This is a genomic window from Corynebacterium jeikeium (assembly GCF_028609885.1).
Taxonomy (GTDB): Bacteria; Actinomycetota; Actinomycetes; order Mycobacteriales; family Mycobacteriaceae; genus Corynebacterium; species Corynebacterium jeikeium.
In genome coordinates, this window is record NZ_CP063195.1 from 470,299 (window position 1) to 485,043 (window position 14,745).

Consider the following 14,745-nt stretch of genomic DNA (forward strand, 5'->3'; position numbering starts at 1 on the left):
CGGCGAGACTGTTTGAGTGTTGTTGGTGTTGGTTGATGTGATTTATTTATCCTTTTTTCAATTCTTTTGTCAGTAATTTTTTGTTTGCCTGGTTTTCAGGCTCACCATGTGTCTGATGACAGTTTTTATGGAGAGTTTGATCCTGGCTCAGGACGAACGCTGGCGGCGTGCTTAACACATGCAAGTCGAACGGAAAGGCTCCTTGCTTGCAAGGGGTACTCGAGTGGCGAACGGGTGAGTAACACGTGGGTGATCTGCCTTGCACTTCGGGATAAGCCTGGGAAACTGGGTCTAATACCGGATAGGACCATGCTTTAGTGTGTGTGGTGGAAAGTTTTTTCGGTGCAAGATGAGCCCGCGGCCTATCAGCTTGTTGGTGGGGTAATGGCCTACCAAGGCGACGACGGGTAGCCGGCCTGAGAGGGTGTACGGCCACATTGGGACTGAGACACGGCCCAGACTCCTACGGGAGGCAGCAGTGGGGAATATTGCACAATGGGCGCAAGCCTGATGCAGCGACGCCGCGTGGGGGATGACGGCCTTCGGGTTGTAAACTCCTTTCGCTAGGGAAGAAGCCACTGTGTGGTGACGGTACCTGGATAAGAAGCACCGGCTAACTACGTGCCAGCAGCCGCGGTAATACGTAGGGTGCGAGCGTTGTCCGGAATTACTGGGCGTAAAGAGCTCGTAGGTGGTTTGTCGCGTCGTCTGTGAAATCCCGGGGCTTAACTTCGGGCGTGCAGGCGATACGGGCATAACTAGAGTGCTGTAGGGGAGACTGGAATTCCTGGTGTAGCGGTGAAATGCGCAGATATCAGGAGGAACACCGATGGCGAAGGCAGGTCTCTGGGCAGTTACTGACGCTGAGGAGCGAAAGCATGGGTAGCGAACAGGATTAGATACCCTGGTAGTCCATGCCGTAAACGGTGGGCGCTAGGTGTGGGGGTTTTATTTACGATTCCCGTGCCGTAGCTAACGCATTAAGCGCCCCGCCTGGGGAGTACGGCCGCAAGGCTAAAACTCAAAGGAATTGACGGGGGCCCGCACAAGCGGCGGAGCATGTGGATTAATTCGATGCAACGCGAAGAACCTTACCTGGGCTTGACATACACCGGATCGCTGCAGAGATGTAGTTTCCCTTGTGGCTGGTGTACAGGTGGTGCATGGTTGTCGTCAGCTCGTGTCGTGAGATGTTGGGTTAAGTCCCGCAACGAGCGCAACCCTTGTCTTGTGTTGCCAGCACGTTATGGTGGGGACTCGCGAGAGACTGCCGGGGTTAACTCGGAGGAAGGTGGGGATGACGTCAAATCATCATGCCCCTTATGTCCAGGGCTTCACACATGCTACAATGGTCGGTACAGTGGGTTGCGATACCGTGAGGTGGAGCTAATCCCTTAAAGCCGGTCTCAGTTCGGATTGGAGTCTGCAACTCGACTCCATGAAGTCGGAGTCGCTAGTAATCGCAGATCAGCAACGCTGCGGTGAATACGTTCCCGGGCCTTGTACACACCGCCCGTCGCGTCATGAAAGTTGGTAACACCCGAAGCCAGTGGCCCAAACTTGTTAGGGAGCTGTCGAAGGTGGGATTGGCGATTGGGACGAAGTCGTAACAAGGTAGCCGTACCGGAAGGTGCGGCTGGATCACCTCCTTTCTAAGGAGTATTTATTATTTTTGTTTTGTTTCTGGGTGAATAGGTAGCCGGTTCAACCATCGGTTGGTGGTGGTTGTTGGGTACTGTTTTTGTTCAGGTCGCTTTTTGTTGAAGTGTGGATGTTGTGTGTTGGGGTTGGCACAGTGTTGGGGTTGGCAGAGTTGTTGTTTGGTTTGTCATGTTGTTGGGTGTCTGGGACAATCTGTTGTTCCTGATTGTGGATGCTTTCGATGGGCTGACGGAGTGTTTCGTTGGTGTGTTGTGGGTGTTCAGTGTTGTTTGAGAACTGTATAGTGGACGCGAGTATCTTCTTTTTGTGATTTTTTGTTTGAAATCATTTTTGTTCACGCGCTGATTACATGAATGTTTTGTTTGTGTGGTTGGTGTGTGGGTGTCTTAGTATTGTGTGTTGTCTGTGAAGGGCGCACGGTGGATGCCTTGGGCATGATAAGCCGATGAAGGACGTGGAAGGCCGCGATAGTCCTCGGGGAGTTGTCAATCGAGCGTTGATTCGAGGGTGTCCGAATGGGGAAACCTGGCCACAGTTGTGTGTGGTCGCTGCATGGATGAATTCATAGTCTGTGTGGTGGTAACGCGGGGAAGTGAAACATCTTAGTACCCGCAGGAGAAGAAAATAATAATGATTCTGCTAGTAGCGGCGAGCGAACGTGGATTTTGGCTAAACTGCATGCGTGTGATACCTGGCAGGGGTTGCGTGTGTGGGGTTGTGGGGTTGTGTTGTGCGGTGCTGCCATGCCGTGCCCCGGCATTGTGTGTTAGCGGAAGTGGTTTGGAATGGCCTGCCGTAGACGGTGAGAGTCCGGTACGTGAAAGCATGTGGTGTTGGGGTTGACATGATTTACCCGAGTAGCAGCGGGCTCGTGGAATCTGCTGTGAATCTGCCGGGACCGCCCGGTAAGCCTGAATACTTATTGTGACCGATAGTGTATGAGTACCGTGAGGGAATGGTGAAAAGTACCCCGGGAGGGGAGTGAAATAGTACCTGAAACCGTGTGCCTACAAGCCGTCAGAGCCTTTAGAGGGTGATGGCGTGCCTTTTGAAGAATGAGCCTGCGAGTCAGCGGCATGTCGCGAGGTTAACCCGTGTTGTGGGGTAGCCGTAGGGAAACCGAATCCTAATTAGGGTGTTTGTAGTGGCATGTCCTGGACCCGAAGCGGGGTGATCTACCCATGGCCAGTGTGAAGCAGCTGTAAGAGGCTGTGGAGGCGCGAACCCACTTAGGTTGAAAACTGAGGGGATGAGTTGTGGGTAGGGGTGAAAGGCCAATCAAACTCCGTGATAGCTGGTTCTCCCCGAAATGCATTTAGGTGCAGCGTCGTGTGTTTCTTGCCGGAGGTAGAGCTACTGGTTGGTTGAGCGGGACTATCATCTTAGCGACGTCAGCCAAACTCCGAATGCCGGTAAGTCAGAGCGCGGCAGTGAGACTGCGGGGGATAAGCTTCGTTAGTCGAGAGGGAAACAGCCCAGATCGCCGGTTAAGGCCCCTAAGAGTGTGCTAAGTGGAAAAGGATGTGGGATCGCGAAGACAGCCAGGAGGTTGGCTTAGAAGCAGCCATCCTTGAAAGAGTGCGTAATAGCTCACTGGTCGAGTGGTTCTGCGCCGACAATGTAGTGGGGCTCAAGTACACCGCCGAAACCGCGGAACTCAATCTTTTGGTTGGGTTGGTAGGGGAGCGTCGTGTGATCGTTGAAGCTGCCGGGTGACCGTGTGGTGGAGGTTATGCGAGTGAGAATGCAGGCATGAGTAGCGAATGATGCGTGTGAAACGTATCCGCCGGATGACTAAGGGTTCCTGGGTCAAGCTAATCTTCCCAGGGTGAGTCGGGTCCTAAGGCGAGGCCGACAGGCGTAGTCGATGGTTAACGGGTTGATATTCCCGTACCCGTGTGTGTGCGACCAATGGTGAATCAGTGATACTAACCGCCCTGAAGGATGCCACTCACACTTTGTGTGTGTGGTGTGTGGATGCGTGGGACCTGATCTGGTAGTAGCCAAGCGATGGGGTGACGCAGGAAGGTAGCCAAGCCACTTATTGGATTGTGGTGTAAGCGTGTGGCCCGCAGGAATTGGTAAATCCGTCCTGCATGTGGGTGAGGCGTGATGCGTACCCGTTGTGGGGATGTTGGTGATCCTATGCTGTCGAGAAAAGCCTCTAGTGAGTGCATGTACGGCCCGTACCGTAAACCGACACAGGTGGTCAGGTAGAGAATACTAAGGCGTTCGGGTGAACTGTGGTTAAGGAATTCGGCAAAATGGCCCCGTAACTTCGGGAGAAGGGGTGCCACTGCTGGTGAACGACGTGTTGAGCTGGTGGTGGTCGCAGAGAATAGAGGGAAGCGACTGTTTACTAAAAACACAGGTCCGTGCGAAGACGGTAAGTCGATGTATACGGACTGACGCCTGCCCGGTGCTGGAAGGTTAAGAGGACCTGTTAGATCCTTGTGGTCGAAGCGGAGAATTTAAGCCCCAGTAAACGGCGGTGGTAACTATAACCATCCTAAGGTAGCGAAATTCCTTGTCGGGTAAGTTCCGACCTGCACGAATGGCGTAACGACTTCCCTGCTGTCTCAACCACAGGCCCGGTGAAATTGCAGTACGAGTAAAGATGCTCGTTACGCGCGGCAGGACGAAAAGACCCCGGGACCTTCACTATAGCTTGGTATTGGTGTTCGGTTCGGTTTGTGTAGGATAGGTGGGAGACTGTGAAGTGGCCACGCTAGTGGTTGTGGAGTCGTTGGTGAAATACCACTCTGATCGGATTGGGCATCTGAACCTCGGCCCGTGATCCGGGTTAGGGACAGTGCCTGGTGGGTAGTTTAACTGGGGCGGTTGCCTCCCAAAGTGTAACGGAGGCGCCCAAAGGTTCCCTCAGCCTGGTTGGCAATCAGGTGTTGAGTGTAAGTGCACAAGGGAGCTTGACTGTGAGACTGACAGGTCGAGCAGGTACGAAAGTAGGGACTAGTGATCCGGCACCGGCTTGTGGAAGCGGTGTCGCTCAACGGATAAAAGGTACCCCGGGGATAACAGGCTGATCTTCCCCAAGAGTCCATATCGACGGGATGGTTTGGCACCTCGATGTCGGCTCGTCGCATCCTGGGGCTGGAGTAGGTCCCAAGGGTTGGGCTGTTCGCCCATTAAAGCGGCACGCGAGCTGGGTTTAGAACGTCGTGAGACAGTTCGGTCTCTATCCGCCGTGCGCGTTGAAACTTGAAGAAGGCTGTCCCTAGTACGAGAGGACCGGGACGGACATACCTCTGGTGGGCCAGTTGTCACGCCCGTGGCATGGCTGGTTGGCTACGTATGGGAGGGATAACCGCTGAAAGCATCTAAGCGGGAAGCCTGTTCTGAGATGAGGTTTCTTTTGAGGTTCCCTATAGATTATGGGGTTGATAGGCCGGATCTGGAAGTCATGTGAGTGATGGAGGTGACCGGTACTAATTAGCCGATGTTCAACACAAAAGCCACTTTTGTTGTGTGGTTGTTGCTGAGACGATTTCGGATTGTCGCTAAATTGTGCTCGCGTCTGTTATGCAGTGTCTGGAACGGCACTACACACCAGTAAGCCCCGGTTGTGGGGTTTGGTTGGGTGTGTGTTTTGTTCTGTTGTGGTTTGTCGGTGGTTGTTAGCGGTGGGGTCACGCCCGGTCCCTTTCCGAACCCGGAAGCTAAGCCTACCTGCGCTGATGGTACTGCACCTGGGAGGGTGTGGGAGAGTAAGTCACCGCCGGCACTAAAACTATATAGAGAGGCCCAGAGCCTTTCCCAGTAGAGGGAAAGTGCTCTGGGTCTTTTTGCCATTTCCGAGTTCTTGGCGTCTGCCTCTGTTGCTCCAAACGCTTATAATTGCTTTAGTCGAACAATTTCGCCTCCCCGGGCATTATTTGCTCGTTTAGCCCACCAATTAGTGGAATTAGCCACCGAACTAGCTTGGAGCATCGTTGATGAACCACTCAGAGAACAAGCAATTGCCCAGCGCCGCTCGGGCCGTGGATGTAAGGAAAATCTACGGTCACGGAGAAACTGAGGTTAAGGCACTCGACGGAATCTCCATCGACTTCCACGACGGGCAGTTCACCGCCATCATGGGGCCTAGCGGTTCCGGCAAATCCACACTTATGCATTGCATGGCTGGGCTTGATTCCATTTCTAGTGGTAAGGCATACATCGGCGATACCGACATCTCCACGCTTAACGACAAGCAGATTACCGCTCTACGCCGTGACCGCCTGGGCTTTATCTTCCAGTCTTTCAACTTGGTCCCCACCCTGACCGCAAAGGAAAACATCACCCTTCCGCTGGACATCGCAGGCCGCAAGGTCAACCAAGACTGGTTTGACGAAGTTGTCGTACGCCTCGGGCTAAAAGACCGTCTAGATCACCGTCCGTCCGAGCTTTCAGGTGGTCAACAGCAGCGGGTTGCCTGCGCTCGCGCTTTGGTTGCTCAACCGGAGATCATCTTTGGTGACGAGCCAACTGGCAACCTCGATTCCAACAGTTCCGCAGAAGTACTCAGTATTCTGCGCAACGCCGTTGATAAGGACAACCAGACAGTTGTCATCGTTACCCACGATCCGAAGGCTGCCTCCTACGCAGACCGTGTTGTTTTCCTAGCCGACGGACGAATCGCAGATGAGCTAGAAAAGCCTGACGTGGACGCCGTTCTGGGCGTCATGGGCAAACTGGAGGACCACTAGCCATGTCCAACGCCACTCGTAGCGCTAAGCATCGTGGTCCAACCGATGCGGGGAAGTCTCATACCAACCACGCCCGCGCAGTTGCCAAGGTCTCCTACCGCAGTGTGTTGGCGAACAAGGTTCGTTTTCTACTCACCATTCTTGCGGTAGTTCTGGGCACAGCTTTCATTTCGGGATCGCTCATGTTTACGGACATGATGCAGAAGTCCTTCGATGGTGTCTTCAGCAACATCTACTCTTCAGTGGATGTCGAGGTCACCCAGAAGGACCCAACCAAGCCGATCACTCAGGAGACCAGGGAGAAGCTAGAGCAGCACAAAGACGTCAAGGGCGTCGCTATGGGCTCTGAGACGAGTGTTGTGGTCGCCAAGGACAACAAGCAGCTCAGCACCGGTGGCGCTCCTTCTGTAGTAGCACCCAATGACACCGGCGAAAACGCACCTGGTCCCGCCATCACCGTGGTCGACGGGCGCGAGCCCAAGGGGGCGAAGGAGGCGATAATCAACTCCGATGCCGCCGAGAAGCACGGCGTACACATCGGCGACACTCTGAAAGCCATCGACGTTCGCGATAGTCACGAGTACACAATCGTCGGTATCTACGACACAGACTTCTCTGTAGGCGGTTACCTCGGCCTGGCGCTTGACACCCAGGTCTATATCGACCGCTACACCAACGGCACTTTCCCTGACGGTTTTTGGTTGTCCGCGAAAGATGGCGTGACCGCGGAGCAACTAAAGGAATCCGTCCAGGAAGATTTTCCTGAATACGAGGTTGTCACTGGCGACTCGATCGTGGAGAAGGCGACCCAGGAGATTCAGGACGGACTTAGCTTCGTCAACTACTTCCTGCTCGCCTTCGCTCTGGTCAGCCTATTGGTGGGCGCGTTCATCATCGCTAATACTTTTTCCATGGTCGTCGCCCAACGCATACGGGAGTTTGCGTTGCTGCGCTCTCTGGGAGCCTCCCGTGGCCAGCTGACAACTTCGGTTGTGTTCGAAGCCGTGCTTGTTGGTGTTGTCGGTTCGGCCTTGGGCATTCTGGCCGGCATGGGGCTGGCCAAGGGCATCTTCGCAATCATGGACATGGCCGGGTTCGGCCTGCCAAGCACTGGCCTCAGCCTCACCCTGCAGGCAGTGTTGTTGCCCCTCATTATCGGCGTGCTCATTACCGTGGCTTCCGCATGGTCTCCGGCGCGCCGTGCCGGTCGCGTACACCCGGTCGAGGCGATGCGCTCTGGCGATGTCTCCAGCGCATCACCGCTGAAGCTACGCACAATCTCCGGCGCCATCGTGTTCCTTCTCGGTGTCGCCGCCGCGGTGGTCGCTCTTGTTCTTAAGGACGCCGACACTGGTGCAAGGGCAAGCATTCTGGGTGTCGGTTCCCTGTTGGTGATTCTTGGCACCTTCCTGGTCTCTCCGGCACTATCCATTCCAGTTGTCCCCGCACTGGGGCGCGTCTTGGGCGCTCCATTTGGGACGGTTGGAAAGTTGGCGTCCACAAACTCCCGAAGGAATCCGCGACGCACCGCAACAACAGCGTTCGCCCTGACCTTGGGCGTGGCGCTGGTGGCGGCGTTTGGAATGGTCGGCGCGACGATGAAGAGCGCCATGGAGGACATGATTGGTGACACGGTGAAGTCCGACCTGGTGGTCAGCGGCCCGCAGAACCAGGGCTTCCCACTGCCGCAGGGTGTGGAGAAGGCCGTAGACGAAGCAGATGGCGTGGGCTCGCACTCGACCCTGGGAGTGGCGCCGGTTAGCGTAGGCAAGCCGTTAGCCGAAAGCAATGTGACCTATGCGGGGAATTATGCGTTCTACTTCAAGGGGCCTCTCGGTAAGTCCATGGGGCTTAGCTCCCTGGGAGAGGAAATGAAGTCCGACGAGCCGGGTTTCTATGCTTCCGAGAACAAGGCCAAGGCCATGAAGTGGAAGGTCGGCGACAAGGTGCCGATGTATCGCGTTGGTCAGGGCGAAATGGGCAAAATCAAGCTGCTGGGGATCTACACCGAGCCGCTGCAGTCGCAGACTCTGCTCAACGAGGCCGCGCTGAAGCCCTTCGTGGGGCAGGGCAAACCCCTCGACGAGACGGAAGATCTAAGCATCTTGCAGATTCTCGTCCACGGCGATGGGAATATCAGCGAGAAGGATCTTAAGGACAACGTTAGCAAGGCCGTGGAGCCGTTCATCGTGGCAGATGTGCTGACTCCCACCGAGTACGCGGGTACCGTATCCAGCAGCATCGACCAGATGCTGATGATCCTGAATGCCATGCTGGCGCTCTCGATCCTGGTGGCGATCTTGGGCATCATCAACACCTTGGCGCTGAACGTGATTGAACGCCGCCAGGAAATCGGCATGTTGCGTGCTGTGGGCATGTTCCGCAAGCAAGTGCGTCGCATGATCATCCTCGAGGCCGTGCAGATCGCCATCTACGGCGCACTGGTGGGTGTGCTCATCGGCGTGGGCCTGGGCTGGGTCTTCGTAAAGGTGCTAGCTTCTGAGGGCTTGGACAACGCGGTCCTGCCGTGGCAGCTGCTGACTGGCATGATTGTGGGCTCCGGCATAGTGGGAGTGCTTGCCGCTCTGTGGCCGGCGCACAAGGCGGCGAAGACCACCCCGCTGGAAGCGATTGCCGACTAAAGCAGGGACCTTGTCCGGGGTCGAAACTACAATGGCTAACTATGAGCGAGCAGACCCCGAACTCCGACATTGTTAACCTGCCAGGCACTAGCGGTGACGTGCAGGCTGGCGTGGAACCGCTGAATGCTAGACAGCAGCTGGGCCAGCTAAACAACTTCTTTGAGGATAACTACCCGGAGATCTTCAATTCCCTTGTCAATGACGAGGGAATCCCTTACAAGGAGCAGTCCTGCCCCGTCCCCGCCGAGCTGGTGGACGAGACGGAGCGTATGTGGGCGCGAGTCCCCGATCTGCTTGCGCACAGCAGCTTGCTGGTGCTGGGCGCGGGGTTGGATCACCGCATGCCGCACGTCGCCTATACCTCCCAGGTGCAGGCCGAACCATGGACGTCGCAGCATCCTTCACTGCCGGATGGGGTAGTTGGAACGGTATTGACGCCCCCTGATCCCACCGGGGCCGTAGCCGTCAGCCTGCACGGCGGACCAGGCTGGTTCGGTGACGGTGCAAGCCACGACCAGTTCTGGCTTCCCCTCTTCGCCGCTCTTGCGGAGCGTTCCGGGGTGACCATTGTGGATCTGACATATCCGTTGCCCGGCTACGGATCCTGGGACCTTACTCAGCAGGACGTGGCGGAAGCGGTTGTGCAGATCAAGGAGGAGCTGGCGCCAAAGTCCTTCGGCCTGGTGGTGTTCGGCAGTGGACTGGTGGCCGCGGGCCAGGTGGTGGGATCGGCACTGAGCTCGGCTCTGGGGCCGGACTTTAAGCTGGATTTTTTGACGGCGCTCAGCCCGCGAATTCCGGAAGGATTCGCGGTGGATATTGCAGGGGTGCCCACAGCAGTCTCCTATGCAAAGTTCGACAGCAGGGGAACCGCAGGGGGCGTCATTAAGAAGTACTTCGAGGAAAGCGGCGCCGAGGTGCAGTTTTACGAGTACGACAGTGAACATATCATTGCGGCTCCCGCGGTGTGGCGACAGCGAGTGGATGAGCTGGCGGAATGGCTGCAGAAGGCAGTTGCGGATTGTTGAACAACATTCTAAAGTGATACAAATCACTGATAGAAAGGTGCCGACATGTCGAACACAGATCAGCACGAGGGCAGCACGCCCGCAGAAAGCAAACCAGCAGGCGGAAAGCCCGAAGCTGCCCGCGCGGCTACATTCACCGCGTCAATGGGCGCAATGTTCCTCATGGCCACCAGCGCCATCGGCCCGGGATTCATCACCCAAACCACCGTGTTTACGGTGGAGATGGGCGCGGCGTTCGCGTTTGCGATCCTCGTCTCCATCCTGGTGGACATCGCCATCCAGCTGAACGTTTGGCGCGTGCTGGGCGTATCCGGCAAGCGCGCCAACGAGTTGGGCAATGAGATTCTGCCGGGGCTCGGCTGGGTCATGGCAGCGTTCGTGTTCATCGGCGGGCTGATCTTCAACATCGGCAATATCGGCGGAACGGGCTTGGGTATCAATGCGATGCTCGGCTGGGACCCACTGCTAGGCGGCGGGTTGTCCGCAGCGATCGCGATCTTCATCTTCCTGTCGAAGCGCGCGGGTATGGCTCTGGACCGCATCGTTGTTGGCCTGGGTGCCATCATGATTTTGCTGATGATTTACGTCGCAGTAGTTTCCGCGCCGCCACTAGGTGAAGCTCTGAGAAACACAGTGGCGCCGACCGAGGTGGACTTCCTGGTGATCACCACCCTTATCGGCGGCACGGTCGGTGGATACATCACCTTCGCGGGCGCACACCGCATGATTGATTCCGGGCAGACTGGAGTACAGAACGTCAACACGATCACCAAGGTTTCGGTCTCCGGCATCATCGTGACCGGTGTGATGCGTACGCTTCTGTTCCTGGCGATCCTGGGCGTGGTCGCTTCGGGCGTGACGCTGGCCGGCGATAACATGGCCGCAGACGCGTTCCGCCATGCCGCTGGCGACATCGGCGTGCGCTTCTTCGGCGTGGTGCTGTGGGCCGCAGGCCTGACCTCTGTGGTGGGGGCTTCCTACACCTCCCTGACCTTCGTTACCCCGCAGTCGATGAAGAAGTCCACCTTCAACTGGCTCGTCGTGGCTTTCATCGCCGTGTGCGCTGTGATCTACCTGATCCTGAACCAGGCTCCGCAGAAGCTGTTGATCTTCGCCGGGGCTTTCAACGGCCTAATCCTGCCGATCGGCTTCGCCGTGGTTCTGTGGGTGGCCTGGCGCCGCCGCGACCTGCTGCAGAACTACAAGTACCCAACCTGGCTGTTGGTGGTGGGCGTGATTACCTGGGTGCTGACGGTCTATCTGGGATGGAACTCCATGAGCAAGCTTCCGGGCATCTGGGCATAAGAAGAATCGGAGCATAAGAGGTAGAAAAGGGAGCCACGGAAATGGCAGACGAGGTCGTAGGGCAGGAGTATCAGGGGAATCCAGGTGCATTCTCGCCACAACAGGCGCGTCAGATCTTCCGCGCCGGCACCGTGGCTCACACCTCGGGCTACTCGCGGGGCTATGCACAGGCGAACCTGATCACCCTGCCCCAAGAGCAAGCATTCGACTTCCTGCTGTTCGCCCAGCGCAACCCGAAGCCGTGCCCGCTGCTCGGCGTGCTGGAGGCCGGACAGGTTTCCTCCGAGCTGCTGGCGGACGGGGACATACGCAGCGACATTCCTCTGTACCGCGTGTACCGCAAAGGCCAGCTGGACAGCGAGGTCCCGGACGTGCGCGACGTATGGCGCGAAGATCTAGTCAGCTTTATCATTGGCTGTTCTTTCACATTCGAGACCGCGCTTCTGGATAACGGCGTGCCGGTGGAACACATCGCCCAGGGCAAGAACGTGCCCATGTATCGCACGAGCATTCCCACCAATTCCGCGGGGGCTTTCTCTGGCCCGATGGTCGTCTCCATGCGCCCCATCCCGGCTGCACAAGTAGCCGACGCGGTACGCATTACCTCCCGTTACCCGGCAGTACACGGCGCTCCGGTGCATGTGGGTGATCCTGCCGCCATCGGCATCCAAGATCTGAACAACCCGGACTTCGGCGAGGCTGTGGATATCCCCGCCGGCACAATCCCTGTCTTCTGGGCGTGTGGCGTGACCCCTCAATCGGTGGTGATGGAATCCAAGCCCGAATTCGCGATCTGCCACGCCCCTGGGCACATGTTGATCACCGATGCGCGCGACCTGCAGTACCAGGTGCCCTGAGTACACACCCCAGAGAGAAACCTCGTGCGCGTTTCTTAGCCGAAATAACGCTCGATGTTATCGCCCGTGCGCTGTAGGAACCTGGCCAGCTGACTTGCTGCCTCCTGCCAACGCTCTTCTGCGATTAGATCTGTCACCGTGCGGTTCTGCGCGATGAACTCCACGTGGAACTCGTGGTTCAGGCGGTTGGCGCGGGCAAACCCCAGGCGCATCTGCGCCAAAATACGATCCATTGACTGGTTCAGCCCCTCGGACCCTGCACTGGCGACAATCGCGCGGTGAAAATCCTGGTTCGCATCCGCGATAGCACGGATATGCTCGTCGGTGGCATGGGAACCCACGGAATCTCGCAGATCTTCGGCGGTGGAGACGATCCCCTCCAACTTGTCCAAGCCTTTCCGTTGGCCCCACAGAAGTGCCCCCGGCTCCAGCACTGTGCGGGCAGCGTACATGTCAGCCAAGTCCTCACGAGTGGGCTCCGCAATAAAAACACCCCGGTTGGGGATCCGCTCCAGCAGGCCCTCCGAAACCAGGGTGGCGAAAGCTTCCCGCAGAGTGTTGCGGGAGATTCCCAGCGACTGGGCCACGTTCACCTCATTGAGCTTCTCGCCCGGTGCATAGGCACCGGAAGCGATGCCGTCAAGAAGAGCTGAATGCGCGATAGCCGACTGGGAGTGCATAGCAGTACAGCTTATTACGCAATGTGCCCCAGTGCGTCACCCTTCGACACATTGTCGCCCGGATTCAGCTGCGCCAGCGTGATAGTACCGGCGGACTTGGCCTCCACCGTGGATTCCATCTTCATGGCCTCGATAGTGGCGATCGGCTGGCCGACCTCCACGGAATCGCCATCGGCGACCTGCCACTTCACCAGCACACCGGTGTACGGGCACACCACGGCGTTAGCGTCGGTGCTGCCACCGGCGGAGCTACCCGCCGAGGCGTCCGCGCCGGAGTTACCATCGGCCGCGCTGGAACCGGTGGTGGAGGAGGCCGAGGTGGCGTCCGCACCTGAAGAAGCAGCGGTAGCAACGCCGAAGGAAGAAGGAAGGCTCACGCGGTGCAGGCGGCCGTCGATCTCCACGGTAAGAGTAGTGCGCTCGGTGTAGGCATCCTCGACGTCCTCGGGGGAAGATCCTGCATAACCCGCGCCGATGCCCGGCTCGTACTCCTTATCCACCCAGTCGGTGTAGACGTGCAGATCGTCACCGCAGAACGCGGGGTGGGTAACGATGTCCTTGTGGAACGGCAGTACGGTGCGCACCCCCTGAATGCGCATCTCAGCCAAAGCAGCCTGGGCGCGGCGTAGAGCAATCTCGCGATTCGGTCCCTTGACGATCAGCTTGGCCATCAGGGAATCGTAGAATCCCGGGATGGTGGAGCCAGCGCGCACGCCCGCGTCTACGCGGATGCCCGGACCCGTCGGAACCTCGAACTGGGTGACGGCGCCGGGAGAGGGGACGAAGCCATTGGCAGCGTCCTCCGCGTTGATGCGGAACTCGAAGGCGTGACCGTCGCTGACCGGATCCTCATCGAAGCTGAGCGGCAGGCCGGCGGCGATGCGGAACTGCTCGCCGACGATATCCACTCCAGTCACGACCTCGGTGACGGGGTGCTCGACCTGCACGCGGGTGTTGACCTCTAGGAAGCTGACGGTGCCGTCCTCGGCGACGATGAACTCCACGGTGCCCGCGCCCGTGTAGTTCGCAGCCTGGCAGATGGAGCGGGAGCCCTCGATGATGTCGGTACGCTGCTTATCCGTCAGGAACGGCGCCGGGGCCTCCTCGACGAGCTTCTGGAAGCGGCGCTGCACAGAGCAATCGCGCGTGCCAACGACGCGCACGTTGCCGTGCGTATCGGCCAGCACCTGCGCCTCCACGTGGCGGGGCTTGGTCAGGAATTTCTCCACGTAGCACTCGCCACGACCGAAGGCTGCCTTGGCCTCACGACCTGCGGACTCGAAGGCGGCCTCGATGTCGTTGTAATCGTGCACGACCTTCAGACCACGGCCACCGCCGCCGAATGCGGCTTTGATGGCGATGGGCATGCCGTGCTCGTCGGCGAAATCGCGGGCCTGCTCCCAGTTCGGGATCGGATCCGGGGTGCCGGGCGCCAGCGGGGCGCCAACCTCGGTGGCCAGGGCGCGAGCAGCGACCTTGTTGCCCAGGGTCTCAATGGCCTCCGGTGTGGGGCCGACCCAGGTCAAACCAGCCTCCGCGACGGCGCGGGCGAAGTCTGCATTCTCCGAAAGGAAGCCGTAGCCGGGGTGCACGCAGTCTGCGCCAGCACGCAGGGCGATATCCAGTAGGGCTGGGATGTTCATGTACGTTTCAGCGGCGGTATTGCCGGGCAGGGTGTAAGCCTCGTCGGCGATCTTTGCGTGCAGGTTGTCCACGTCTGCCTCGGAAACGACGGCGATGGAGCGAATGCCGAGGTCCCGGGCTGCGCGGGCGATGCGAACGGCGATCTCGCCGCGGTTGGCGATGAGGACGGTCTGTAGTGGGAAGGTCTCGTGGCTCATGGGTTCGTTCCTTGTCGTTGCGGT

General features: G+C 58.1%; 7 protein-coding genes and 3 rRNA genes. 8 read left to right on the plus strand and 2 right to left on the minus strand.

What is annotated here, in order from left to right; translation table 11 throughout:
• The first annotated feature begins 124 nt into the window (after nt 1-124).
• The 8 genes from CJEIK_RS02045 (at nt 125) to CJEIK_RS02080 (ending at nt 12,200) form a co-directional block, all read left to right on the plus strand.
• A 16S ribosomal RNA gene (locus CJEIK_RS02045) occupies nt 125-1,652 on the plus strand.
• A 405-nt stretch (nt 1,653-2,057) separates the two neighbouring features.
• Nucleotides 2,058-5,133 (plus strand): 23S ribosomal RNA (locus tag CJEIK_RS02050).
• Between the two features lie 153 nt (nt 5,134-5,286).
• A 5S ribosomal RNA gene (gene rrf / locus CJEIK_RS02055) occupies nt 5,287-5,404 on the plus strand.
• Together the 16S, 23S and 5S rRNA genes form the textbook arrangement of a ribosomal RNA operon.
• A 211-nt stretch (nt 5,405-5,615) precedes the next feature.
• Nucleotides 5,616-6,368 (plus strand): ABC transporter ATP-binding protein, encoded by a 753-nt coding sequence (locus CJEIK_RS02060; RefSeq protein ID WP_005294486.1) that lies wholly within the window; start codon nt 5,616-5,618, stop codon nt 6,366-6,368.
• 2 nt (nt 6,369-6,370) lie between these two features.
• Complete coding sequence (locus CJEIK_RS02065) at nt 6,371-9,010, plus strand: ABC transporter permease (protein ID WP_005294484.1); 2,640 nt, start codon at nt 6,371-6,373, stop codon at nt 9,008-9,010.
• Between the two features lie 41 nt (nt 9,011-9,051).
• Nucleotides 9,052-10,038 carry an alpha/beta fold hydrolase gene (locus CJEIK_RS02070; protein ID WP_005294481.1) on the plus strand — a complete coding sequence of 329 codons (987 nt, stop codon included), beginning with the start codon at nt 9,052-9,054 and terminating at the stop codon, nt 10,036-10,038.
• 45 nt (nt 10,039-10,083) lie between these two features.
• Nucleotides 10,084-11,343 (plus strand): NRAMP family divalent metal transporter, encoded by a 1,260-nt coding sequence (locus tag CJEIK_RS02075; protein ID WP_034964844.1) that lies wholly within the window; start codon nt 10,084-10,086, stop codon nt 11,341-11,343.
• Between the two features lie 41 nt (nt 11,344-11,384).
• Nucleotides 11,385-12,200: a putative hydro-lyase gene (locus CJEIK_RS02080; protein WP_005294477.1), complete on the plus strand. Its 816-nt coding sequence runs from the start codon at nt 11,385-11,387 to the stop codon at nt 12,198-12,200.
• Between the two features lie 35 nt (nt 12,201-12,235).
• On the opposite strand, the gene CJEIK_RS02085 is transcribed toward CJEIK_RS02080, so the two are convergent.
• Nucleotides 12,236-12,880 carry a GntR family transcriptional regulator gene (locus tag CJEIK_RS02085; RefSeq protein ID WP_005294474.1) on the minus strand — a complete coding sequence of 215 codons (645 nt, stop codon included), beginning with the start codon at nt 12,878-12,880 and terminating at the stop codon, nt 12,236-12,238.
• A gap of 14 nt (nt 12,881-12,894) precedes the next feature.
• A complete protein-coding gene (locus CJEIK_RS02090) occupies nt 12,895-14,721 on the minus strand; it encodes an acetyl/propionyl/methylcrotonyl-CoA carboxylase subunit alpha (protein ID WP_011273095.1) in 1,827 nt (608 codons plus the stop codon).
• Nucleotides 14,722-14,745 lie beyond the last annotated feature (24 nt).

Coding starts and splice junctions, on each gene's coding strand:
- CJEIK_RS02060 (WP_005294486.1), top strand. CDS start 5,616: ATGAACCACTCAGAGAACAAGCAATTGCCCAGCGCCGCTCGGGCCGTG.
- CJEIK_RS02065 (WP_005294484.1), top strand. CDS start 6,371: ATGTCCAACGCCACTCGTAGCGCTAAGCATCGTGGTCCAACCGATGCG.
- CJEIK_RS02070 (WP_005294481.1), top strand. CDS start 9,052: ATGAGCGAGCAGACCCCGAACTCCGACATTGTTAACCTGCCAGGCACT.
- CJEIK_RS02075 (WP_034964844.1), top strand. CDS start 10,084: ATGTCGAACACAGATCAGCACGAGGGCAGCACGCCCGCAGAAAGCAAA.
- CJEIK_RS02080 (WP_005294477.1), top strand. CDS start 11,385: ATGGCAGACGAGGTCGTAGGGCAGGAGTATCAGGGGAATCCAGGTGCA.
- CJEIK_RS02085 (WP_005294474.1), bottom strand. CDS start 12,880: ATGCACTCCCAGTCGGCTATCGCGCATTCAGCTCTTCTTGACGGCATC.
- CJEIK_RS02090 (WP_011273095.1), bottom strand. CDS start 14,721: ATGAGCCACGAGACCTTCCCACTACAGACCGTCCTCATCGCCAACCGC.